This window comes from Synechococcus elongatus PCC 11801 (assembly GCF_003846445.2).
GTDB classification, from domain to species: Bacteria; Cyanobacteriota; Cyanobacteriia; order Synechococcales; family Synechococcaceae; genus Synechococcus; species Synechococcus elongatus_A.
In genome coordinates this window covers 1,478,810-1,501,020 of sequence record NZ_CP030139.2, presented here as the reverse complement: position 1 = coordinate 1,501,020, position 22,211 = coordinate 1,478,810, and the positions used below count along the sequence as shown (strand labels likewise).

General features: G+C 55.3%; 22 protein-coding genes. 15 read left to right on the top strand and 7 right to left on the bottom strand.

What is annotated here, in order from left to right; all coding sequences use genetic code 11:
• Positions 1-45 precede the first annotated feature (45 nt).
• Genes DOP62_RS07205 through DOP62_RS07190 form a run of 4 tightly spaced genes read left to right on the top strand, consistent with a single transcriptional unit; the run spans position 46 to position 4,812 of the window.
• Entirely contained in the window at positions 46-2,403 is a 2,358-nt protein-coding gene (locus DOP62_RS07205; RefSeq protein ID WP_261790013.1) for an O-antigen ligase family protein, read from the top strand.
• A gap of 35 nt (positions 2,404-2,438) precedes the next feature.
• Entirely contained in the window at positions 2,439-2,861 is a 423-nt protein-coding gene (locus DOP62_RS07200; protein ID WP_208676875.1) for a hypothetical protein, read from the top strand.
• Positions 2,862-2,893: 32 nt separating this feature from the next.
• A complete protein-coding gene (locus DOP62_RS07195) occupies positions 2,894-3,730 on the top strand; it encodes a glycosyltransferase (protein ID WP_208676039.1) in 837 nt (278 codons plus the stop codon).
• On the top strand, positions 3,730-4,812 hold the full coding sequence (locus DOP62_RS07190) for a hypothetical protein (protein WP_208676041.1): 1,083 nt from the start codon (positions 3,730-3,732) through the stop codon (positions 4,810-4,812). Before DOP62_RS07195 ends, DOP62_RS07190 begins: the two co-directional genes overlap by 1 nt.
• Positions 4,813-4,819: 7 nt before the next feature.
• Here DOP62_RS07190 and glnT read toward each other — a convergent pair whose 3' ends face one another.
• Both glnT and DOP62_RS07180 read right to left on the bottom strand, forming a co-directional pair.
• The gene (gene glnT / locus DOP62_RS07185; RefSeq protein ID WP_208676043.1) at positions 4,820-6,124 is read right to left on the bottom strand and encodes a type III glutamate--ammonia ligase; all 1,305 of its coding nucleotides are present in this window, start codon (positions 6,122-6,124) and stop codon (positions 4,820-4,822) included.
• 155 nt (positions 6,125-6,279) lie between these two features.
• Positions 6,280-7,473, bottom strand: coding sequence for a transaldolase (locus tag DOP62_RS07180; protein ID WP_208676046.1), 1,194 nt, complete (start codon positions 7,471-7,473; stop codon positions 6,280-6,282).
• A gap of 245 nt (positions 7,474-7,718) precedes the next feature.
• Between DOP62_RS07180 and ruvA the strand changes: the two genes are divergently transcribed.
• The 3 genes from ruvA to DOP62_RS07165 are packed head-to-tail and all read left to right on the top strand — an operon-like array spanning position 7,719 to position 9,157.
• Positions 7,719-8,342 carry a Holliday junction branch migration protein RuvA gene (gene ruvA / locus DOP62_RS07175; RefSeq protein ID WP_208676048.1) on the top strand — a complete coding sequence of 208 codons (624 nt, stop codon included), beginning with the start codon at positions 7,719-7,721 and terminating at the stop codon, positions 8,340-8,342.
• A 45-nt stretch (positions 8,343-8,387) separates the two neighbouring features.
• Entirely contained in the window at positions 8,388-8,657 is a 270-nt protein-coding gene (gene rpsO / locus DOP62_RS07170) for a 30S ribosomal protein S15 (RefSeq protein WP_208676050.1), read from the top strand.
• 5 nt (positions 8,658-8,662) lie between these two features.
• Positions 8,663-9,157 carry a PAM68 family protein gene (locus DOP62_RS07165; protein WP_208676052.1) on the top strand — a complete coding sequence of 165 codons (495 nt, stop codon included), beginning with the start codon at positions 8,663-8,665 and terminating at the stop codon, positions 9,155-9,157.
• A gap of 105 nt (positions 9,158-9,262) precedes the next feature.
• On the opposite strand, the gene DOP62_RS07160 is transcribed toward DOP62_RS07165, so the two are convergent.
• Complete coding sequence (locus DOP62_RS07160; RefSeq protein WP_208676054.1) at positions 9,263-9,409, bottom strand: hypothetical protein; 147 nt, start codon at positions 9,407-9,409, stop codon at positions 9,263-9,265.
• On the opposite strand from DOP62_RS07160, the gene DOP62_RS07155 reads away from it, so the two are divergent.
• A complete protein-coding gene (locus DOP62_RS07155) occupies positions 9,408-9,677 on the top strand; it encodes a hypothetical protein (RefSeq protein ID WP_208676056.1) in 270 nt (89 codons plus the stop codon). The two genes, DOP62_RS07160 and DOP62_RS07155, sit on opposite strands and share 2 nt — an antisense overlap.
• Before the next feature lie 73 nt (positions 9,678-9,750).
• Here the strand turns inward: DOP62_RS07155 and DOP62_RS07150 are convergent, their stop codons facing one another.
• The gene (locus tag DOP62_RS07150; protein ID WP_208676058.1) at positions 9,751-10,107 is read right to left on the bottom strand and encodes a resolvase; all 357 of its coding nucleotides are present in this window, start codon (positions 10,105-10,107) and stop codon (positions 9,751-9,753) included.
• Between the two features lie 173 nt (positions 10,108-10,280).
• On the opposite strand from DOP62_RS07150, the gene folP reads away from it, so the two are divergent.
• From folP to gcvT, 6 genes are all read left to right on the top strand, one after another.
• Positions 10,281-11,135 carry a dihydropteroate synthase gene (folP, locus tag DOP62_RS07145; RefSeq protein ID WP_208676060.1) on the top strand — a complete coding sequence of 285 codons (855 nt, stop codon included), beginning with the start codon at positions 10,281-10,283 and terminating at the stop codon, positions 11,133-11,135.
• A 76-nt stretch (positions 11,136-11,211) separates the two neighbouring features.
• Entirely contained in the window at positions 11,212-12,129 is a 918-nt protein-coding gene (locus DOP62_RS07140; RefSeq protein WP_208676062.1) for an NAD(+) kinase, read from the top strand.
• 45 nt (positions 12,130-12,174) lie between these two features.
• Positions 12,175-12,861 carry a response regulator transcription factor NblR gene (gene nblR / locus DOP62_RS07135; RefSeq protein WP_208676064.1) on the top strand — a complete coding sequence of 229 codons (687 nt, stop codon included), beginning with the start codon at positions 12,175-12,177 and terminating at the stop codon, positions 12,859-12,861.
• Between the two features lie 140 nt (positions 12,862-13,001).
• Complete coding sequence (locus DOP62_RS07130; RefSeq protein ID WP_208676066.1) at positions 13,002-13,529, top strand: J domain-containing protein; 528 nt, start codon at positions 13,002-13,004, stop codon at positions 13,527-13,529.
• Between the two features lie 4 nt (positions 13,530-13,533).
• Positions 13,534-14,544, top strand: a complete 1,011-nt coding sequence (locus DOP62_RS07125; protein WP_208676068.1) for a hypothetical protein — start codon at positions 13,534-13,536, stop codon at positions 14,542-14,544.
• 107 nt (positions 14,545-14,651) lie between these two features.
• Complete coding sequence (gene gcvT, locus DOP62_RS07120; protein ID WP_208676070.1) at positions 14,652-15,770, top strand: glycine cleavage system aminomethyltransferase GcvT; 1,119 nt, start codon at positions 14,652-14,654, stop codon at positions 15,768-15,770.
• 8 nt (positions 15,771-15,778) lie between these two features.
• Here the strand turns inward: gcvT and mutL are convergent, their stop codons facing one another.
• Positions 15,779-17,404 carry a DNA mismatch repair endonuclease MutL gene (gene mutL / locus DOP62_RS07115; protein ID WP_208676072.1) on the bottom strand — a complete coding sequence of 542 codons (1,626 nt, stop codon included), beginning with the start codon at positions 17,402-17,404 and terminating at the stop codon, positions 15,779-15,781.
• A gap of 58 nt (positions 17,405-17,462) precedes the next feature.
• Positions 17,463-19,214 carry a DNA repair protein RecN gene (gene recN / locus DOP62_RS07110; protein WP_222610281.1) on the bottom strand — a complete coding sequence of 584 codons (1,752 nt, stop codon included), beginning with the start codon at positions 19,212-19,214 and terminating at the stop codon, positions 17,463-17,465.
• Positions 19,215-19,285: 71 nt separating this feature from the next.
• Between recN and DOP62_RS07105 the strand changes: the two genes are divergently transcribed.
• Positions 19,286-21,145 carry an ABC1 kinase family protein gene (locus DOP62_RS07105; RefSeq protein WP_208676074.1) on the top strand — a complete coding sequence of 620 codons (1,860 nt, stop codon included), beginning with the start codon at positions 19,286-19,288 and terminating at the stop codon, positions 21,143-21,145.
• Positions 21,146-21,178: 33 nt separating this feature from the next.
• Here the strand turns inward: DOP62_RS07105 and DOP62_RS07100 are convergent, their stop codons facing one another.
• Positions 21,179-22,177 (bottom strand): hypothetical protein, encoded by a 999-nt coding sequence (locus DOP62_RS07100; protein ID WP_261790076.1) that lies wholly within the window; start codon positions 22,175-22,177, stop codon positions 21,179-21,181.
• Positions 22,178-22,211: the final 34 nt, after the last annotated feature.

Here is a 22,211-nt window from a genome sequence, read left to right as displayed (position 1 = left end):
CGCGATGTGGCTCTGCATTAAAGCATAGGCCTCGCTCCTGCGGGGGTGGGGATTGGGTCAGCCTCAGACAGTGGCCCACTGGCTTTCATCAACCGAGATCGCTGGCAGAGCCCCGATCGCAACAGCTACAGCACTGAGGAGCGTGAGTGCATGGCGCTATCCCAGCTTGGGCAAAGTCAGCGACGATTGGTCTCACTCCCCCTCTGGATTGCCAGTGGCTTGTTGCCGTTGTGGCCTGAAGTGAGTCTCGCCGGTCTTGGGGTTTGGCTAGCGTTGACCTGGCGTAACAGCCGCGATCGCGCCTTGTCTCGAATGTTGATCTACCCCTTAGCAATCGCGACGCTTCTTTGCTGCCCAGCCCTAATTCGGGGCTGGAGTGTTTGGCAGGCTGGCATGCTTTGGCTGACTGGCTTGGTTGTCAGCGGTGTGCTGCTGCTAACTAATCAGCGACGACAGGAGCTGATCGAAAGCTTGAGCTTGGTGCCGGTGCTCAGTTTACCGGCGGTGATCTGGACGGACTCGTTAAATGAGCCGACCCTCGCTTTGGGTTGGGGTGTCACTGGACTCTGGGCGATCGCGACTGTCCTCACCCCTAAGGCAGTACCTTCTGGGCGCTGGTTGACTGGACTCGCTGCTGCGATCGGCCTCGGTGGAAGCTGGTGGCTGGGATCCTTCGGTTTACGTCTTGGCTTGCTGGTGGGGTTGTTCCTTCTTGCCCTGCAGCAGTCTTGGGGACAACGACTTTGGCACGCCTGTACGCGATCGCCCTTGCGACGCCTCGGGCTGATCATCCTTGGTGTGGGGAGTGGGTTGATTTGGCCATTTCCGACCACCATCTTGGATCCTGCCCCCCAAGGGTTACTTTGGCGCTGCGCCCAAGACCAAATTCAGCACAATACGCTGCGTTGGTTGACAGGGCGAGGCACTCAGTATGTGGCTGAGACCTGTGCCAATCTCACGGGTGTGCCTGCTGAGAACATGAGTGGCTTGCTGCAGCTGTGGGCTGAACTAGGCCTGCTGGGTTTGGCCGCCGTTTTTACTCTGGGTATCGTGACAGGCGATCGCTATCGTCAACTGCTCACGGACAGCGCCCTACCGCGATCGCAGCTGAGTGGTGGTTCAGCGGGGCTAGCCGTTTTAGCGCTGCTCCTACCCTTCGACTCGCATTGGCTGACTGGTGGTCTTACCCCCGTTCTCCTCGGGGTGAGTCTGGCGATTCCTTGGACGCGATCGCGACCGCTTCGTTTGCCTGCCGCCGTAGATTGGCTCTTGCTGGCTGCTCTTACCCTTCAGGTCAATAGCGCCTTTTGGGCGGCACCGCTGGCTTGGAGTTGGTTGGTGATTCGCCTGATTGAGCAACTCCATCAGCGAGACTGGCGGGGCTTATTCTGTTGGGCCGCGATCGCCCTCTTATTTTTGCCGCCTTTATTTTGGGCGAAGCCGACGTTCGATCCCTCCGTGAGTTGGTCGGCCTATGTGCTTTTGGGACTAGGACTGATTGGTGCTACAGGACTCGGTCGCGATCGCAGTCTGCGGCTCTTGCGCTGGATAGGCCTACTGCCGCTGCTGTGGCTCTTGGCGAATCTCCAAGCGATCGACTGGACCATTCGCATTGGCATGGGAGACCTCTACATCAACCAAGTCGGCATTTTGACGGTGATTGCGACGGTGCCTGCCCTGCTGCTGACTTGGCATGACCGATCGTGGCGAGGTCTCTATCTGCTCTCGACTTTGGCTGGCACGATCCTCGTTTTGGGAACTGCCTCTCGCATCTGCTTGGGGGCTTTGGTGTTGGTGTTGGGTCTGACCGTGGCCTTAAATCTGCGGACCTGTCAGTGGCGATCGCTGCTCTGGTTATTGCCGAGCATTGGTCTCTTCGGCCTCGGTCTGGCAGGACTGCGGCCTGACCTCGTGGGACGCTATCTCGAGTTCTATGACCCTGCACGTCTGGCGATCGCTCGCTGCTATGCCACGCAAGCTTGGATCAACTGGCCTCTCAGTTTCTGGGTAGGGAATGGCTATAGCCAAGCCGCCGCGATTTGTCAGCCACCGCTCACTCTCAATCGGGTCTCCCACGCTCACAATTTTGTACTGCAACTCTTAGCCGATAACGGCGTGTTAGTCCTAGCAATCGTCCTGATCGGTCTGGCTTTAACGCTGGCACGACTCTGGCAGCAGACACGCTCTGCCCGCGAGGAGGCCGATCTGCTGCTGGGGCAGTGGCTGCTGATCAGCTTGGTGATTGGTGTTGTTCTGCACCTCTTTGAAGGCAGCTTCTTCAAGCTCCCCCTCTTGCAGCTCTTAATCGGTCTTGTGCTGGGCTTGCCGTGGTTGGGGAACTTAACCCCTGCTCCTCAACCTACGTTGCAGGGACGGCCCGTGTCTGACGTTCCCCTTGTCTGAATGAGGTTTTGACTGTGCAATTGCTCTCCCGTCGAATGGCATGGCGACGCTACCGAGAATCACTGGCGATTGCCGCGATCGCCTTGGGTTTCCTCGGCGGCGTGGCGCTGCGGATTCACTGGGACTTTGCCTCGCATCAAGCGCGTCTACAGGCGCTTCAAGCTCAGGGTGCACTCCCCCTTGCAACTCCTGACTCTCAGACTGCGCCCAATCAGACGGTTGAGGCCGCCATCCGCCATGCGATCGAACAAAACCTGATACCCCAAGGGGACAATGACTGCCTTACTGGAGCGTATCGCTATCAACTGGAGCGCTACGGCATTCGCATTGACTGCCGTGCCAAGACGGAAACTGAGTGGCAGGGCTATGGCATTGTGCCGCCACCACCCGAGTCTGTCTTGCTACAGCCTGCATCAGCGTCACAACCCGACTTGCTGTCTGCTCCTACAGCGCAGTAGCGTGGGCGATAACTCTCGCTGGGGAGACCTCGATGGCCGATCCCATTCGCATTTTCATTGGCTCCGGTGAAGCCAGTCGCATTGAGCGACAAGTGGCGATTGACTCGCTGCGGCGTACCAGCGATCGCCCGCTGGCAATTACGGTCTTTAACGGCACACATAATGCCCTGGAGGTCTTGGGTCAGCCTCCCTGCCTAGCCCCCATGTCACTGCGGGTCAAATACTGGAATGCGACGGAATTCAGCCTTTATCGTTTCCTGATCCCGGAACTGTGTGGCTACCAAGGGCGTGCCATCTACATTGACTCGGATGTGGTCTGTCTGCGGGATATTGGCGAGCTGTTCGATACCGATCTGCAGGGTGCGGATTTTCTCGCGAAAGCCGAAGCTTATCCCAATCGTGCTGAGGCTCTCTGGGGCTTGAGTGTTGTCCTCTTCGACTGCGATCGCTGTCGGTTTCCCCTCGAACAGTTCATTGATGACCTGGAAGCAGGCGAGTATTCCTATCGAGACTTGCTATGTATGAGTCCACGCTTTCTGGCAAAACATCCTTACCAGATTGGTGGACTCGATCCGCGCTGGAACAGCTTTGATTACGCCGATCGTGAGACCCGACTGATTCACTACACCGATCTCAAACGACAACCTTGGAAACGCCCAGGACACCCCTACGGTGATTTCTGGTTTAAGGCAATGCAACAGGCCTTAGAATCCGGCACTTTAACCGAATCAGAGATTAACCAGGCGATTAGGCGTTTCAATGTCCGTGACGACATCCGCGAAGGCAATCGACCGCGCTGGCTCAGTCGTCGTCGCCTGCGATCCTGGCTGCATCAGCTCAAGCAGCAATTGCGTCCGGTTAAAGTCTGATGCTGCGCTTAGTTGACTGCCCAGGCAGTGCGCAACTGGTGGCGGCGATCGCTGCTCTCCGGAGTCAAGGATTGCAGGCCGATCGCTACTGCTTTTCGGGTTGGGCACCCCACGATCGCTTCACAGCATTTGCTGCTGAAGTCGCAACAATGGCTAGCCAGCTCCAGCCGGGTTTAACTGGCTGTGCAATAGCTCTAGATCGGTTTACCAATTGGTTACGCTGCCCGTTATCAGCCTCAGATCAGCAACAACTCCGGCAGGAAATTGGCCTCGAGAGTGTCGACGAATTGTGGTTGGCCACTGGCTGGCGGCCCAAGGAACAACTTCTGCGCCAGCTGTATCCGACGGCGCGCTGTTTTTGCTACGGCGATGGGCTAGGGGTCTATGTTGCAGCAGACTCCATTCTTCAGCAGCGACGGGGTTGGCGATCGCGGCTGCGCTCTTGGTGGTCACCTGCTACCAAACTGCCTCAACCGGACGGTGGCTTCTTTCCCTTTCTGGGCGATTGCCCGCCACCATTCCCCAGCCAACGGGTACCGCTGACCTACCTCCAGGATTGCCTGCAAACTTTGGCAAACGCCTTGCCGACGGCCGCGATCGACAGATTGCGTCAGGTGACTGCTCAGCGAGACTGGGGCGTACTCTTGACGGCGAATCTCTCCGAACAAGCGGACGGTGCCTACATCACCCCCACTGCTGAAATTGAAGCCTATCGTCAGTTTCTGGCTGCTCACACGCCCCCGACATCCCTACTGTTGAAGCCGCATCCGCGGGATAGCGCAGCCAAGCTCCAGCAGTTGACGACCGCGATCGCCAGCCTAGGGATTGAGCCGCTACTGCTCCAAGATCCGCAGCTTGCGTTTTGGCCGATTGAAGCGATCCTGTTGCGCTTAAGACCCGACTTACAAGGCCTGCCGGTCTTCACAGTCAGCTCCGCTGCCGTACCGCTGCAAGCTCTCGGTGCTCAAGTCCAGCTTGGTTTTGGATCCGCGATCGTGCAGCGGCAGTTTACGCGCAAAGGACGACGGTTGCGCCGCTACGAAGAACGACAGATCCAACAGTGGTTGAAAAGTCAGCAGTGAGCAACTCCTAACAGTCCAGCGTCGTTGCCCGTTCCCAAGGAGTGATCTCGGCACAAAAGCTCCGCCATTCTTGGTGCTTGAGCTTGAGGTAAGCACTTATGAAGGCAGGTCCTAGACCTTTCGTGAGAATGGTGCTTTCTTGCAGCGATCGCAGAGCATCAAGCAAATGCTCCGGCAGTGTCGGCACCGTGCCGGCTGGCAAGGGCTGGGCGTAGTTGTCGTTGTCGTAGCGGGGACCGGGATCACGCTGGTTCTGAATGCCATCAAGACCTGCCGCGATCGCCGCTGCTGGCAACAGGTAGGGATTGGCCGCTCCATCGGCAAGCCGCAACTCAAATCGGCCCGCATCGGGGATGCGGATTAAGTGAGTGCGGTTGTTGCCGCTATAGCTAATGCCATTGGGAGACCAAGTCGCGCCCGAGGTCGTCGCTGGTGCGTTGATCCGCTTGTAGGAATTGATCGTCGGGTTGGTGAGAGCACAAAGCGCTGCTGCAGAATTAAGCAGCCCACCGATGAACTGATAGCCCAGAGTTGAGAGGAGAGCAGTCGACTCTGGCTCGACAAAAGCATTGACGGCACCCTCCCGATTCCAGAGCGAGAGGTGCATGTGGCAACCATTGCCGGTCAAATCTGCGAAGGGCTTGGGCATGAAAGTTGCCCGTAATCCCTGCCGTTCCGCGAGAGTTTTGACCATGTATTTAAAGAAGGCTTGGCGATCTGCGGTGACTAGCGCATCAGCGTAGGTCCAGTTCATTTCAAACTGACCATTGGCGTCTTCGTGATCGCTTTGGTACGGCCCCCAACCCAGCACTTCCATCGCTTCACTGATCTCGGTGATCAGGTCGTAGCGCCGCATTAGAGATTGCTGGTCATAGCAAGGCTTGGCCTGGCGATCGCGGGGATCGGCGATCGCATCCCCTGTCTCATCCAGCAGGAAAAACTCGCACTCGACCCCCGTTTTTGGGCGATAGCCCAGCGCTTCAGCGGCAGCGAGAACTCGCTTTAGAACCCAGCGCGGTGCTTGTTCCAGCGGTTGATCATTGAGATAGAGGTCTGCCGGCATCCAAGCAACTTCCGGTTGCCAAGGCAATTGGAAGAGACTGTCGCGATCGGGAATTGCCAACACATCAGCATCCGCCGGACTGAGATCGAGCCAAGCCGCAAAACCGGCAAAGCCCGCACCGTTGGCGGCCATGGTGTCAATGCTGCTGGCCGGTACCAGTTTGGCTCGCTGCACCCCAAACAGATCGGTGAAGGCAATCAGGAAGTAGCGAATGCCGCGATCGCGCGCCAAGGTTGCCAAAGAATCCATGATCTCGTCCCACGACTACCGCAAATTCCCGGCCATCCTAGGTAGTCCAGACCGAGAATTTTGTTCGAGACGGACGAGATCCCGCTAAGCATTGACCTCAACCCACCGGAGTCACGGCAAGTTGAGGTCATCGACAGGCAGAGAGTCAGCGAATCCTAGACGGTCGCAACCGATCGCCCCGCCATTTGCAGGGTTGCCCCCAGCCCCGCCAACAGGTCGTCTTCGTTGAGCTTGCCGTCCTTATTCAGGTCCAGCGCATCAAAGACGGCATCGCTGCCCAGCCATTCCTCGCGGGTGATAAAACCATCGCCATCGAGGTCGCAGACGCTGAAGACTTCGTGGGCGGCGTGATGGAAGACCGCTTTGCCCTCCAGCACGGCTAGTCGCTGCTTGAGCAAGCCTTCTAGGGTGTCGATCGCTTTGCAGAAGCCGCGAATGCCTTCGTCTAGCTTTTCATTGGCCATGCGATCGGCGTGGTGGAGCTGATCAAAGCGATCGCGATCGAGGTGTAGTGGCTCGAGTTCGAGCCCTTGGGCGATCGCCGGATCGAGCTTCCGCTCCAAGATTGCTTCGGTCTGGCGCAATTCTTCCAGTAGCCCTGGCGAAATCGTCAGCAGGTCACAGCCCGCTAGCTCAATAATTTCACTGACATTCCGGAAGCTAGCGCCCATCACTTCCGTCGAGTAGCCGAATTTCTTGTAGTAGTTGTAAATCTGCGTGACAGATTGGACGCCCGGATCTTCTGCCCCCGGGAAAGCGTCGCGCCCTGTTTCCTTCTTGTACCAATCGAGAATACGACCGACGAAGGGCGAGATCAGAGTGACACCAGCTTCAGCACAGGCTACAGCTTGGTGGAAGCCAAACAGCAGCGTCAGGTTGCAATGAATGCCTTCTTTTTCTAGGACTTCAGCAGCCCGAATCCCTTCCCAAGTCGAGGCAATTTTAATCAGCACGCGATCGCGGCGGATGCCTGCCCGCTCGTACAGCCCAATCAGCTTCCGGGCTTTGGCGATCGTGGCTTCGGTGTCGTAGGAAAGCCGAGCATCAACTTCGGTTGAGACACGCCCCGGCACAATCTCAAGGATCCGTAGGCCAAAAGCAACAAACAGTTCATCGACGGCTTCAGCGACGATCGCCTCTACCGCAACTTCTGCTCCCAGCTCAGTCCGGACCTGGCGTAGGGTGTCATCGATAATGCTTTGGTACTGCGGCATTTGGGCCGCGGCGGTGATCAGAGAAGGATTGGTGGTGGCATCGCGAGGAGTGAACGTCGCGATCGACTGAATGTCGCCGGTATCTGCGACAACCACTGTCATTCCGCGGAGTTGTTCGAGTAAATTCGCTGCCATAACTGCCTCAAAAAGCCTTGATTTGCGGCCCTTTCAGCTTAGCCAGCCCAATTCAATTCGTCGGGCGATCCCCTGGGAACTTCAGACTTCCTTTCGAATGTTTAGAGAGCCTTACAACCCTCTCAGGTTGTCTTAGTCCTCATCATTCATCGCAATCTAGCGGCTCAACCTACGGCTAGTCAGCGACTTTGCGATCGCTGCCTCGTAGGATGGAGCGATCGCAGGCTTAGACCCCGCAGACCGTCATGATTGGCTATCTCCAAGGATCCCTCGCCGGTGTCCGCAAGCAGAGCGGCAGGCTACTCCTGCTGCTCGATGTGCAAGGTGTTGGCTACGAAGTACAAACACCAGCGCGATCGCTGACTGAACTCCCTGCTGTGGGTAAGTCTCTACAGGTGTTTACGCATTTACAGGTGCGCGAAGATCAGTGGCTCTTGTTTGGCTTTTTGAAAGTCGCTGAGCGGGATTTGTTTCGACAGCTAATTAGTGTCAGTGGTATTGGCCCCCAGTTAGGACTGGCGCTACTCGATAGCCTGAGCCTCGCTGAGCTAGTGCAGGCGATCGTGGCTGGCAACACGCGACTGCTCAGTCGGACGCCCGGCGTCGGTGCAAAAACGGCTGAACGACTGGCCTTGGAACTTCGCAGTAAGTTAGCGGAGTGGCGCGAAGAAGCAGGTCTGCTCCCCAGCGCGACAGCAGCTCCGATCGCGGCGGTGCAAGAGGATGTGGAGATGACCCTGTTGGTATTGGGCTACAACAACCGCGAGATCCTGCAAGCCCTGACGGCGATCGCCCAAGAAAATCTCGTCCAGTCTGGTCAACCCGCCGAAGATTGGATTCGCGAGGCGATCGCGTGGCTCAGCCGTTGATCGACCGTGCTACTATCAGAGTTTGCTGAAACGCGACTGAGTTCCATGTCCCTGACCCAAGCCCGTAAGCAGGAAATTTTCGAGGCCTACCAAATTCACCCCACCGACACTGGTTCGGCGGATGTGCAAGTGGCCGTGTTGAGCGAGCGGATTAGCCGTCTGAGCCAACACCTGCAGCAAAACAAAAAAGACTTTGCCTCGCGCACGGGTTTGCTGCGCTTGATTGGTCAGCGCAAACGCTTGCTGGCCTACATCCTCAAGCAAGACCGTAACCGCTACAAAGCCCTGATCGAGCGCCTCGGTATCCGCGGCTAGAGCCGATGAGTAAGCCCGCGCCTGACGACCGGTTGCCGTTTGAACCCAAGCGGCGTAAAGCGAAGCCTGCTAAAGCGGCTCCTGCTCCTGTTGCTAGCAAAGCAGCAGAGGTTAAGCAGCCGGCAAAAGCCTCGCGAGCGCAGCCTCAACCGAAGCTATCTGAAACGCGCATTCCTGATGCTGTTAGCCAACGGATGCTGCGTCGAATTTTGGCTTTTTCGGGTGTGCCGACAGGGTTAGGCGTCGGTGTGTTCTTCCTTAGCTACTGGCTGGTGAGTCGCGAGATTATTCCTCTGCCAACCTCTGCGGTAGTTTTGGCCTCTATGGGCTGTTTTGGCCTCGGTGTCCTCGGGCTAACCTACGGGTTGCTCTCTGCTTCCTGGGATGAGCAGCAGGCTGGTAGTCTTTGGGGCTGGGATGAGTTCCGCCTCAATGGGGGTCGGATGATCAATGCTTGGCGCGAGGCACGGGCAGCCCGCCAGCAAGCAAAATCGGACTGACCAAGGTTGCTAGATCGTTTATCTCTGTCGATTGCAATTACAGTCCATCCATGAGGGTGGACTTTTTTATTGAGCCATCTGTGACTAGGCGCTCAGTGTCTTTAGCTATTTCGGGGAGCCTGCTTTGGTTGCGAGATAGAGAGGAGGCTGTACCGATCGCGACGATCGCAGGATGATTCGAGCCTGAGCCTGAGGTAGGGCAGCTTCCTTGGGGAATGCTAGGAGGGTCGTGGCTGGCAGACAGAAAACCATGAAGTCCTTCCTCTTGGCGATTGCCCTCACTGGTTTTTCCGCAACAGCGATCGCGGCTGATCCGCCGCAATCCAATCCAAATTCCGCCAACACCAATACCGACGCGGAAGTGGTCGAAGATGCCAATCGGCGCTTTGTTACCGGTAACGAGGACTTCTGTACTCTCAATAGCGTCGAACGATCCGAGATTCAACAAGCCTATGTAAATCAGGGGCAAACCGTACCGGCGATTCTGCAAAATAACTGTGGTGGCGGCGGGCGCTTCTAGCTGAGGTCAAGCTATTCCTCGTTCTCTGCGCAGGAACTCCTGTTTGGGGTGATTGTTGATGCGGTTGCCCAGCTTATTTGTGCTGCACTTGTGATTCGTAGAGCTGTCGCAGTTGTCGTAATTCCGCCAGAATTTCAGTCAATAGTTCTTGCGTTTGGGTGGGAGGAGCATTCAGCACTTCCACGGTCACTTGGCGAATTTTGAGAACGTCACGAGCGAAACGGGCAACTTCATTGGGGTGAAAGAGCAGCGGATCACGGTGATCGGTCCGTAGCTCTGGATTGAGCTTGCGGGGATCGTAAGGAGGGTTGAGTTGCTGGCGATCGCTGTTGACATAGCGATACACCGAAGCCCGCGATCGATTGATGGCTTTTTGAACCGCTTCAATGTCTAGAAGGCCGTCAGGTGTCGCGCCAAAGGAACTCTGCACAGTCTCGCGCTAGTCTCATCTGAGATAGATTACCACAGGAGTCAGACTGCGCTTTTCACGCTCCAACTTTAGCGTCAGCTGGACGCTCTGGTTTTCAAGGGAAGCGTCTGCAACGATCTCCAACAAGCTGATTCAGCCTACACTGCAGAGCGATTGCAAAGAGTAGATAACGAATGAGCGATCGCCGCAAGCTGTGTTGGGGTCAAAGAACTTATGTGATGGGGGTGATCAATGTCACCCCCGATAGCTTTAGCGATGGTGGCCAGTTTCTTGATCCCGCGATCGCTGTGGCCCAAGGTCAGGCTCTTTGGAAAGCCGGTGCAGACATTCTTGATATCGGTGGTCAGTCTACAAAGCCGGGCGCAGAGACGGTGCCGCTGGCTGTCGAGCTGGAGCGCGTGGTACCGGTTGTGCGATCGCTGCGGGCTGTGCTGGGATCAGAGCCGCTACTCTCGGTGGATACAACGCGGGTTGAAGTCGCGGCAGCTGCCTTAGAAGCTGGCGCAGACTGGATTAATGACATTTCTGGCGGCATCTATGAGCCTGAAATCCTGTCGCTTGCGGCTGAACGTCAGGCTCCAATTGTGTTGATGCATCTGCGCGGCACGCCCCAAACCATGCAGCAGCTGACGGACTATGACGATGTAGTTACAGCCGTACACACTGACTTGGCTGAACGTCGCGAAGCCGCGATCGCAGCTGGGGTTCAGCCCGACCAGATCATTCTTGATCCGGGCATTGGCTTTGCGAAAACCGCTGAGCAGAATCTTGAACTCCTGCGTCGGCAGCAAGAGCTGACCACACTGGGATGTCCGCTCTTAGTCGGTGTTTCGCGCAAAAGCTTTATCGGCAAGATTCTCAATCAACCGGATCCCCAGCAGCGGATTTGGGGTACGGCCGCGGCCTGTACGGCAGCGATCGCTCATGGCGCAGATATCCTGCGGGTGCATGATGTTGCTGCGATGGTCGATGTGGCTCGAGTAGCCGATGCCATTTGGCGATCGCCCTTAGCGACTCCTCTGCGCTGATCCCCACAGGGATAGCAGGGATCCCAAGCCCTGATAGAATCGGAACTGCAATTGGCCTTTAGCGTGCAGTACTCGCGTGCCAGATGTCGGCATTATCTACAACGACAGCAAACCGACAGCCTGCACGATCGCCGAAGAATTGCAGCAGCAGCTTAATGCTCGCGGCTGGGGTGTTCGTCTAGCGACGAGCCAGTCAGGTCTACTGGGCTATTCCAATCCCGACAGTGTTATTTGTCATACTCCCGTTGAAAGCTTAGTGCCGCGTGGCTTTGATCGCGATTTGCGTTGGGCGATCGTGTTGGGCGGTGACGGTACCGTTTTAGCTGCTGCTCGCCAACTGGCTCCAATTGGCGTTCCCATGCTGACGGTTAATACCGGTCACTTAGGGTTTTTGGCAGAAGCTTATCTCGATACCTTACCTGCAGCGGTTGAACAGCTTTGCGCATCCGAATATAGCCTCGAAGAGCGCACCATGATGGAAGTCAAAGTGTTGCGTCGAGAGCTAATTCGCTGGGCAGCCCTGTCTCTGAATGAGATGGCACTCCATCGCGAACCGCTGACGAGCATGTGTCACTTTGAAGTCGCGATCGGTAAGCATGTCCCCGTCGATATTGCAGCTGATGGTGTGATTGTTTCCACTCCTACCGGCTCCACAGCTTATTCCCTCAGTTCTGGTGGCCCCGTGGTCACGCCTGATGTTCCTGTTTTTCAGCTCGTTCCTATCTGTCCGCACTCCCTCGCATCACGGGCGCTGGTCTTTGCTAATCGCGAGCCAATGACCATTTTTCCAGCCACGCCCGAGCGCTTGATGATGGTGGTTGATGGTAATGCAGGCTGCTACGTTTGGCCTGAAGATCGCGTTTTAATCCAGCGATCGCGCTATTCTGCTAAGTTTATTCGCCTTCAACCCAATGAGTTCTTTCGGGTGTTGCGCGAGAAGCTGGGCTGGGGATTACCGCATGTTGCTAAGCCTAGTGCGCCAGATCCTAGCTAATGGGCACACTCGTTTGTTGAGACTGCTATCCCGTGAGGACAGACCATGATTGCGCCAGCCTCGCCGCACATTCTTTTGATTGAGTCCGATTCCAGTTTGGCTCAGCAAATGGCAGGTGATTTACTGCAAGCAGGCTATGGTACCTCATTGGCAAATGTTCAGCAGGATCTCTTTGCTCAAATCGATCTGCAAAAGCCTGATTTAGTGATTGTTGATCGCATGGCTGGAGGACAGTCAGGTCTACAGTTCTGTCGACAGTTGCGCGATCGCGGTTTGACCATTCCCATTCTGTTATTAATGGGACGTGACACAGTTGAAGACCGAGTTGCCTGCCTAGAAGCAGGGGCTGATGACTATCTCCTCAAGCCTTACCGTAGCGATGAATTTCTGCGGCGATTGCAGCTTTATTTACAACGAGAACCTGCGACTCAAGAGCAACTGCAATTTAGCAATCTAATGCTTGATCTCTCAACCCGACGTGCCTCTCGTAATGGCCGTCAGATTGACCTGACGATGAAAGAGTTTGATCTACTCCGTTTTTTGATGGAGCATCCACGGGAAGTGCTCACCCGTGAACAAATCCTCGAGAATGTGTGGGGCTACGACTTCATGGGCGAATCGAATGTGATTGAAGTCTACATTCGCTATCTGCGCCTCAAGATTGAAACGGAAGGTGAGAAACGCCTTGTTCAAACGGTGCGAGGGGTCGGCTATGTCCTCCGTGAAAGCTAGATTTTAGCGATCGCCCCTTCGTTCTCCTTGAATACCACCTCCAGTAGGGAAACTGTAAACTTCTTTTTCAGTTTGAATGGGATGCAGTGAGCCATCCGATAGGCTAAAGGGGCTTGTGGCTCTCTTTGGCCTTTGTCTGTATGGCTTCGAAATCGACTGCGCTGCCACAATTTGTGATTGATCGGGCCGCAGAGCTCGCCAAGCGCCATGGTATTGATCAACAGGTTTTCCTAGAATTTGCCCAGTTTGCCCGCAGAAAGAAGCCGCCAGAACCTTCTTTGCCTGAGTTGAAAGCTGCAGTCTGCAAGGCGTTTAACTGCTCCAATATTACTCAGCTGAAACAGCAAGAAGCATTTAAGGTTGCGATTGAAGGTCGGGACTATAACTTACGGACTAAGGCTCCATGGCTAGAGCTCTACCGAGAATGGGTGGGTGTCCCCACGAATGAACGAAATGAAACCGGGCCAACCTGTATCAATGGTATTGATGTTCTCAAAAATTTTAGGCCTTGGATTGTTTTTGGGTTAGATCCCAAGAAAGCCACTGCGAAAGATATTAAAGAGGCCTTCCGGAAATTAGCTAAGGAACATCACCCGGATACAGGAGGAAATCCAGAAGTTTTTTCAAAACTTCAGCAAATGCGCGACTCGATCTTATTAGGGAGATAAGCCGATGAATAACCCTAATCTACTCTCCGATGAAGATACAGCTCGTGCATTGAAGATTAGTAAGGAGAAGCTTTACAGGATTTGTCGAAAATTTGATGAGAACCCTGATGATGAGTGGGAACTCCTTGAAGGTGAACATTTTGAATGGATAGTTCGCCATAAGCAGCGCTATTTTTATGAGCAAGGTGCAGTTGCTATCGCTAAGTATTTAGAGACAACGGAAGGTAATAATTTCTTTGATAGGATTATTGAGTTTATTACGCACCGACGTCAAGGGATCCGTCGAGCATTGGTGCTTCGAAAAATTTCCCAAGCTGCTCGGTCAGAATTTTCTGTCGTTTCCTCGAACACTCTTTTTCTGCACCGTAAGAGCACCATCGAAATCCTAGAGACGAATGGTAAAGGGATGAATGGTGCCATCAGTCGTATCCAAAGTGATAATAGTTATGAAGGTGCAGAGATCATGGCTAAAGGCCGTGATTTTGATGAGTTTGAAAATGAGCAATATTTCAGTAAATATGGGATTCTCAAACTGGCTCAAGATATGCGGAGTTCTAACCGCAGTAAATCAAGGCAAGCTTGGCTAGAAGCAGTTATCGAAGAAATTGAACCTGGCCTTGATGCACAATACAAAAAATTGATCTCACGAGAACAGGCAATTAAAAAAGCGATCGAGACAGCTAAAAGAGCTTCCAAAAATCGCTGTCAAGTCACAGGAGAAGAATATAAAGAAGGCTGCGATTTCGATCTTCATGGCCACCATCTCTTCTGTAAGTCAAGTCGAGAGGAGTTAGCTACTCATTTAGATAACATCTTGGTTATTAAAGAAGAAGTCCATAATGCCTATCACCGCTGGCATGTTGTAAATTACTCGGGTCAGCCTTGCACTCCTGCCAGCTTTATTGAATTTCTGCAGTCTGTGCATGTAGGAATGTTGGATAAGACCAATTCTAGAAAACGCTTTTTAGCCTTAACTGAACGACTGGAAAATCTTCAGAACAATTTTGGGCGATAACTGACTTTTAGATAGTTAGCGCTAATTCTGATAATCCTGTCTTTCTAGCCCAGTTGTTAGAGGGTGATCGTACTAGAGCACAATAGATCCAGATGTAGCGATCGCGAGTGACAACGATTGTGAGTGCTCCTCTGCTGTCCTCCCCTTTGCGTGCGGTTTGCGTAGATGCGGGCGCTCGGTTGACAGGGTTTGCGGGTTGGGAATTGCCGCTGCAGTTTCAAGGGCTTGTGCAGGAACACCTCGCCGTTCGTCAGCAAGTCGGCATCTTTGATATTTCCCACATGGGGAAGTTTCAGCTAAGAGGATCGGGACTCCGAGAAGCCTTGCAACGACTGCTCCCTAGCGATTTAACGACGCTATTGCCGGGGCAGGCACAATACTCTGTGCTGCTGAATGACGCTGGCGGCTGCTTGGATGACCTCATTGTTTACTGGCAGGGTTGGGTAGACGGGGCTGAACAGGCCCTATTGATTGTGAATGCTGCAACGACAGAGTCTGATCGTCGCTGGCTGACGGAGCATCTTCCCCCTGCGATCGCGCTCCTCGACCTCAGCCAAGAGTTAGCTCTGGTTGCTATTCAAGGCCCGCAGGCGATCGCTGCCCTTCAACCCTTCGTCAGCTGCGAACTGGCAGAACTGCCGCGCTTTGGCCACACTGTGACCTCGATCGCGGGTCAACCCGCTTTTGTGGCGCGTACTGGCTACACCGGTGAGGATGGCTGCGAAGTAATGCTGCCCCCCGAAGCTGCGATCGCACTTTGGCAACAACTGACAGCAGCCGATGTGACTCCCTGTGGACTGGGAGCGCGCGATACCCTACGGCTCGAGGCCGCCATGCCTCTCTACGGCCATGAATTGGATAGCGAAACCACTCCGCTAGAAGCTGGACTGGGTTGGGTTGTTCACCTCGATCGCAACCTCGAGTTCATTGGCCGCGATCGCCTTGTGCAAGCAAAAACGGAAGGACTACGTCGCCGACTGGTGGGTCTAACACTACCCGGCCGCAATATCGCCCGTCATGGCTATCCCGTCGCGATCGCTGATACCACGATTGGTATCGTCACCAGTGGCAGTTGGTCTCCCACCCTTAGCCAAGCGATCGCCCTTGCCTACGTGCCTCCTGCCTTGGCCAATCTAGGGCAGGAACTCTGGGTGGAGATCCGCGGCAAACAGATTCCAGCCACTGTGGTCAAACGTCCCTTCTACCGTGGCAGTCAGTTTCAATAGAGCCACTCTCAGGACTCAGTCAAACCATGGCTGCGGCCAATCATCCACTGGCGGCGGAAGTAGCGCGCCAGACTGGTTTCCGGTAAGACGAGTGCGATCGGACGGCCATGGGGACAGGTGCGGGGTTGGCGACAACGCTGCCAGCGATCGAGCAAGGTCTGTTGCTCTATGGGATCCAGAATTGAGCCGTTACGGATGGCGGTGCGGCAGGCGATCGCGGCTTGAGCTGCGCTCAGATCCCAACCGCGACTGAGTTCTAGCAGTGCCTCCACCAAGTCCTCTCGCTTTTCTAAGGCTGCTGGAATCTGTCGAATTGCCCAGAGGTCATCGCCAAAGTCCTCCGCTGTCATGCCCAAACGCTCAAGCTGCAACCGCTGTTCTAGCGAGAGTTTGGGTAACAGGATTGGCTGCTTGCAATCCACGAGCTGCCAGTCGTCTTGGAGTTGTTCAAACAGAACCCGTTCGTGGGCAATGTGCTGCTCAATCAGCCAGAGACTATCGCCCTGCTCGGCTAGAACGTAGGTGTTGAGGACTTGAGCGATCGCCCGCAGATGACTGGGAGATTCGCCGTAGCTGCCTGTGGTTTCCGCGACTCGGAGCAGGGCTGCACTGGCCGGTAGCTCACTGTCTTGCGCCACGTCGATCGGTAGGGTTTGGGCGATCGCCTGTTGCAAGCGCTCACTCCAGATCGGTAAATCTTGGAGGAATAACTCGGCCTTGCCGGGGTGGCGATGCCAATCGACTTGGCTAGGTGGCACTTGCAGGTGGGCAAAAACTACGGGAAAGCGATCGCGCGGCAAACTGCGGTGCAAAGCGCCGATCATCGCCTGCTCAAGTTCCGGTACGCGCACCACGCGACCATTGACCGCGAGCTTGACCCAATCGGGACGGCGACGGTGACAGCGATCGGGCAAGCCAACGACAACCTGTAGTTGACCTTCGGGACCGAGATCAAGTTGCTGCGATCGCCAGTCGGCAGGACTGGTATTGGGCAGCAGTTGCAGCAGCCGCTCTTGGGGCTGTTGAGTCGGTGCAAAAGCCAACCACGGGCGATCGTTCTGCGTCACTTGCACCGTAAGGTTTGGATGCGCGAGAACAAGGTTTTGAATCTGCTGCTGCAATGCTCGCAGTTGTTGTGCAGAACTCGGCTGACTCTGACGACGCTCCTGCCAGTCTTGGAAAAGCTGCTGGACTTCGACAATGCAACCCGCTGCGATCGCGATCGGGGTCGGCGCTTGGGGCTGTCCTGAATGGTTGTAGCTGATCTGCCAGCCGGATTCTGCTTCGGCGGCTCGACTAGCGATTGTCAAGCGACCTAGCCGTGCCAAGCTATGCAGCGCTTCGCCGCGAAAGCCCAACTGTTCCGCCGTGAAGCGATCGGGACTGAGCTTGCTGCTGGTATGGGCGGCGGCAGCAATCTGTAGATCTGCCAGTGACATTCCCCCGCCATCGTCGGCAACGCGCACTCGCCATTGCTCGGGCCAGAGGTCGATGACCAGACGCTGCGCGCCGGCATCCAAGCTGTTTTCGCAGAGCTCCCGCACGACAGCAGCCAGCGAATCAATCACTTCCCCGGCGGCCATACGGGCGACCCATGGTGCTGGAAGCGGTTGAATGCGCGGAAGACTTGCCATATTCGCAGCTTGGCACAGCCGCAGCTCGCTACGGCGATCGCGGCTTCATGCTCAATTCTTAGGGTGCGATCTTGGATTTACGTTTTGGCGATCGCTTTGAGGCTGATTGGGTCGGGGTTTGTGCGGTGGTTGCGGCCTGCTGAAGGAGGGACTCTGCAAAGCTAAGGGCTTCATCCGCGGAGCTACCGCCAGCTAGTTCCGCTAGTTCTTGCCGCCGCTGATCGCGATCGCGCAATGCTTCTAGCTCCACATGAGTGCGATCGCCGCTGACCTGTTTGCGGACGCGATAGTGGTGATCCGCTAAAGCAGCAATCAGCGGTTGGTGGGTGACGCAGAGCACCTGATGGCGACGACCCAGTTGCTGCAGTTTTTCTGCGATCGCCTGGGAAACCCGTCCGGAAACACCCGCATCGATTTCATCAAAGACCAAGGTTCCTACGGGATCCGCTTCTGAGAAGCAGAGCTTTAGAGCCAGCAAAAAGCGGCTCATCTCACCGCCGGAAGCCGTTTCGCTTAAGGGTTGCAGCGGTTCGCCCGGATTGGGGCTAAAGCGAAAACAGACCTGATCTGCTCCTGTTGGCCCCGGCTCCGACAAGGGCTGCAACTCTACCTGAAACCGAACCCGTTCCATCGCTAGTGGCGCGAGTTCAGCGATTAGCTTCTGCTCAAGGGTTTGAGCGGTTGCCTGCCGCAAGGCAGTCAGACGGGCACATTCTTCAATCAGGGTTTGCTGCCGCTGTGCTAGCTCAGCCTCCCAATACTCCAGGCTTTGATTCTCATCGTTGTCGTCGGCAAGGCGCTGCTGCAGTTCCTGTTGATAGGCGATCGCGTCTTTCAGCTCCGGCCCGTATTTGCGACAGAGTTGCTTGAGTAATTGAATGCGATCGCCAACGGCGGCCAAGCGATCGGGATCGCTCTCCAAGCCTTCGCCGTAGCGGTAGAGTTGGCGGCTGACTTCTTGAACTTGGGCGATCGCTTCTTGCAGGAGTTGCAACCAAGGCTGCAGGCTCGGGTCAAAGACGACCATCTGCGTTAGCCCTTGCTCCGCTTCGCCAAGGCGATCGATAGCGGAACCGGCTTCTTCACCTTGATCAAGGGCTTGGTAAACGCGATAGCTCTGCTGCTGCAGTTCCGCGACATGGGCTAAGCGATCGCGTTCTTGTCCGAGTTGCGTCAGCTCTTCGGGGTCAGAGAGTTCTGCTTGGGTCAGTTCCTCAAGCTGGAAGCGATCGAGGTCTTGCTGACGGAGGCGATCGCGATCGCTTTGGCGACGGATTTCGAGGGTTTGAGCAGCCTCCCGATAGGCGGCATAGGCCAGAGCAACCCCTTGCCGCTGCTCCGCTAAGGGGGCTCCCCCAAAGCTGTCGAGCCAGTCCCGTTGCTGCGCGGTTTGTCCCAGCGCCACGGTCTGCCCCTGAGCGGTAATTTCAACGAGGTGTCGCCGCAGCTCTGCCAGTTGCTGGCGATTGACCAAGACCCCATTGACCCGCGATCGGCTGCGTAGCCCGTTACTGCTTTGCACCAGTTCACGACTACAAATCAGGCTGTCTTCGATCGCCTCGATCGCCTGTTCCTGTAGCCAAGCCGTCAGATCCGGCGAAAGGGCAAAGGTTGCTTCCAAGGACGCACGATCGCAACCACTGCGGATCGGTCGTCCGCCGGGCTTGCCGCCCAACACACAATCGATCGCATCCAGCAGAATCGATTTGCCCGCTCCGGTCTCGCCAGTCAAAACGTGCAAGCCTTGCCCAAGCTCGAGTTCTAGCTGGTCAATCAAGGCAAAATTTTCGATGCGTAGCGATTGCAACATGGCTTGCCCTCGCCCCGTCGTGGGACTGCCATCGTTACAATACTTCAAGTCTTCTGCGTCCGGTGATTGCCATGCATGGGGTTCCAATTGCCCGCCGTCTGATGACAGAAGACGGCAGTCTGGTCTACGACCCAGAAGCGATCGCGCGCTACTACCTCAACCGACCTTTTGTCGTCTGGAGCCGCTTCCTCGAAATCTTTTGGCCCTTGCTGGGCTTCATCTTTGGCCTGTGGTTTGATGGCCGCACAGGTGCAGCCCGCCGCAATCAAGTCCAACGTGCGGTGCAACTGCGCGATCTGCTGACGGAACTGGGTCCTGCCTTCATCAAAGTGGGTCAGGCTCTCTCAACCCGTCCGGATCTCGTGCCACCGGCCTATCTGGAAGAACTGACACGCCTGCAGGATCAACTGCCTGCATTTCCGAACGCGATCGCCTTTGAATTTATTGAGGCGGAACTGGGCGCGCCCCCCGAAGAAATTTTTGCGGAGCTGAGTGAGAATCCGGTTTCGGCGGCCAGCCTTGGGCAGGTTTATCGCGGTCGACTGCGATCGGGCGAAGAAGTCGCTGTCAAAGTCCAACGTCCCGGCTTAGCCGAGCGGATCGCCCTCGATCTCTATATCCTGCGCGGCCTTGCCGCTTGGGCGATGCGCAATGTGCGTCGTGTCAAAAGCAATCTGGTGGCGATCGCGGACGAATTTGGCCTGCGCATTTTCGAAGAGCTGGACTATCGCCAAGAAGCCGATAACGCCGAACGCTTCGCCCGCCTCTACGGTCAACTGCCTGACATCTACGTTCCCTGTATCTATCGCCAATACACCAGTCGTCGTGTGCTGACAATGGAGTGGATCCAAGGCACCAAGCTGACGGAGCTGCAAGCGATCCGCAACCAAGGGATTGATCCGGCTTATCTGATCGAGCGAGGCGTGCAGTGCTCGCTGCGGCAGTTGCTGGAATATGGCTTTTTCCACGCCGATCCCCATCCGGGCAACCTGCTAGCCACCCCAGATGGCCAGTTGGCCTATCTCGATTTCGGCATGATGAGCCAAGTCGAAAACTATCAGCGCTACGGCCTGATTGAAGCGGTCGTTCACCTCGTCAACCGAGACTTCCAAGGGCTGGCACGCGACTACGTCAATCTGGAGTTCTTAACGCCCGACACGGACTTGACACCGATCATTCCGGCCTTGGCTGGCGTCTTCAAAGATGCGATGGGCGCAAGCGTCGCTGACTTGAACTTCAAGAGCATCACCGATCAGCTCTCGCAGGTGATGTACGACTACCCGTTCCGCGTACCGGCTTATTACGCCCTGATCATTCGATCGCTCGTCACTTTGGAAGGAATTGCCATCAATGTCGATCCCAACTTCAAGGTGCTGAGCAAGGCCTATCCTTTCATTGCTCGCCAGATCCTGACGGATCCCTCGCCTCAGTTGCGGTCTTCACTGCGCGAATTGCTGTTCAATGGCGGCCAGCTGCGCTGGAATCGGCTGGAGAACTTGCTGCGCAATGCCAGCAATAGCACCGATTACGATAGCGAACAGCTGATCCAGCAGACTGTCGATTTTCTGCTGAGTGAATCCGGCCAGGATCTGCGCGATCGCCTGGTGGAAGAATTGGTGAACAGTCTCGATCGTCTCGGTCGAGGAGCATTGCCTCTGCTGCGCAATCAGATCCGCCAGCGCTTAGGCCTTGATCCTGAGCCAGACAGCACCTTGGCTGATTTACAGCCGTTGCTGCGCGTTCTCTCGCTCTTGCAACAAGGGCAACGGTTTGAACCGCAAAAGTTCATTCCCTTGATTCCCGTTCTCGGTCGTCCCGAAGTGCAGCAGATGGGCCAGCAAGTCGTGACCGGTCTTGCCCAGAAAGCCTTGGTTCGTTTCATCCGCGAAGTAGTCGTGGGCGATCGCCGTAACAATGCGATCGCGGCTTAGAGCGATCGCTGCGTTGATGTCAGGTGATTGCTTTCAATTCATTCGCTCTAGCCAATGTTTGAGTGCTTTATCCGTTAGCACTTCAAGAGATTGCTGAAGTCTAGGAGCTTTCGCTCGACTATATGAGCCACCTCCCCAGTTGACACTCAGTTTGAAGCCAGAGTTGCAAGGTCCCCAATAACCTGCTGTTAGCCAGTTTGTCCAATAACGGATTCGCCTGACTTGCCCACCATAGTAGGAGCGATCGGGTATCCAAAAGAAAATACAAAATTCTCGAGCTGGATCGGTCCGTAATTCTGCTAGATATTTTTTGCCTTTGCCATAATAAATGCCGCGATCCTGAATTGTTTCTTGAATGCGAGGATCAAATTTGAGAATCTTGGCGCGGAGCTGTAGGAGACTAGCTGCTTGTTCTGGGGTACAGCGTTTGATCCAGTTCTGCATCAGACGCGGCGGGTCAGGCAGATCGGCTGGATTACTCGGTAACTGTAAAACAGGAATTTCTTGATGCCGCTGTTCCTGAGTCTCGAGATTGAGCAGCGTTAGATAATGTTTTTGCCGATGTTGTCGAATTTGATATTGATACAGCTCAAAAGAAAGCTGACTATAGCGAATGTCAGTGAAGTTGTCGGCGTGATAGCTGGGTGCGATCGCAATCAATCGAATCGATCGCTGATAGTCAATTTGGTCGGTAAACGGCTGTTCTTCCCGCAACGCATCAAAGTAACGAGTCAGTTGTGGAATCAAATAGCGATCTTCCGCGACTTTTAGTTCAATGACCGTTAGCCGCTGTTGACTGACCGCCAAAATGTCGCAGCACTGATTGCTGACTCGAAATTGTCGCTGAAGCGGTTGGCAATCTAAAAAATGTGGCAGACAAGCCCAGACCAACCGCTCTAGCTCGCCCTCATTGGCAAACTTCCAGTCTGAGCCTGATGTTATGAGCTGAATACCCTGAGAAATTGGCGTAATAGTCTTGACCGTCGCGTTTTGAAATTTCTCTAACGATTCACGTAACTGAAAGTCCTGCACCAATGTTCAGGATTTCTGTGTAGAAGTCACTGAG

Excerpts from the sequence above, each read along its gene's own strand:
- DOP62_RS07200 (WP_208676875.1), top strand. The coding sequence starts at position 2,439 with ATGGCATGGCGACGCTACCGAGAATCACTGGCGATTGCCGCGATCGCC.
- DOP62_RS07195 (WP_208676039.1), top strand. The coding sequence starts at position 2,894 with ATGGCCGATCCCATTCGCATTTTCATTGGCTCCGGTGAAGCCAGTCGC.
- DOP62_RS07190 (WP_208676041.1), top strand. The coding sequence starts at position 3,730 with ATGCTGCGCTTAGTTGACTGCCCAGGCAGTGCGCAACTGGTGGCGGCG.
- glnT (WP_208676043.1), bottom strand. The coding sequence starts at position 6,124 with ATGGATTCTTTGGCAACCTTGGCGCGCGATCGCGGCATTCGCTACTTC.
- DOP62_RS07180 (WP_208676046.1), bottom strand. The coding sequence starts at position 7,473 with ATGGCAGCGAATTTACTCGAACAACTCCGCGGAATGACAGTGGTTGTC.
- ruvA (WP_208676048.1), top strand. The coding sequence starts at position 7,719 with ATGATTGGCTATCTCCAAGGATCCCTCGCCGGTGTCCGCAAGCAGAGC.
- rpsO (WP_208676050.1), top strand. The coding sequence starts at position 8,388 with ATGTCCCTGACCCAAGCCCGTAAGCAGGAAATTTTCGAGGCCTACCAA.
- DOP62_RS07165 (WP_208676052.1), top strand. The coding sequence starts at position 8,663 with ATGAGTAAGCCCGCGCCTGACGACCGGTTGCCGTTTGAACCCAAGCGG.
- DOP62_RS07155 (WP_208676056.1), top strand. The coding sequence starts at position 9,408 with ATGAAGTCCTTCCTCTTGGCGATTGCCCTCACTGGTTTTTCCGCAACA.
- DOP62_RS07160 (WP_208676054.1), bottom strand. The coding sequence starts at position 9,409 with ATGGTTTTCTGTCTGCCAGCCACGACCCTCCTAGCATTCCCCAAGGAA.
- folP (WP_208676060.1), top strand. The coding sequence starts at position 10,281 with ATGAGCGATCGCCGCAAGCTGTGTTGGGGTCAAAGAACTTATGTGATG.
- nblR (WP_208676064.1), top strand. The coding sequence starts at position 12,175 with ATGATTGCGCCAGCCTCGCCGCACATTCTTTTGATTGAGTCCGATTCC.
- DOP62_RS07130 (WP_208676066.1), top strand. The coding sequence starts at position 13,002 with ATGGCTTCGAAATCGACTGCGCTGCCACAATTTGTGATTGATCGGGCC.
- DOP62_RS07125 (WP_208676068.1), top strand. The coding sequence starts at position 13,534 with ATGAATAACCCTAATCTACTCTCCGATGAAGATACAGCTCGTGCATTG.
- mutL (WP_208676072.1), bottom strand. The coding sequence starts at position 17,404 with ATGGCAAGTCTTCCGCGCATTCAACCGCTTCCAGCACCATGGGTCGCC.
- recN (WP_222610281.1), bottom strand. The coding sequence starts at position 19,214 with ATGTTGCAATCGCTACGCATCGAAAATTTTGCCTTGATTGACCAGCTA.
- DOP62_RS07105 (WP_208676074.1), top strand. The coding sequence starts at position 19,286 with ATGCATGGGGTTCCAATTGCCCGCCGTCTGATGACAGAAGACGGCAGT.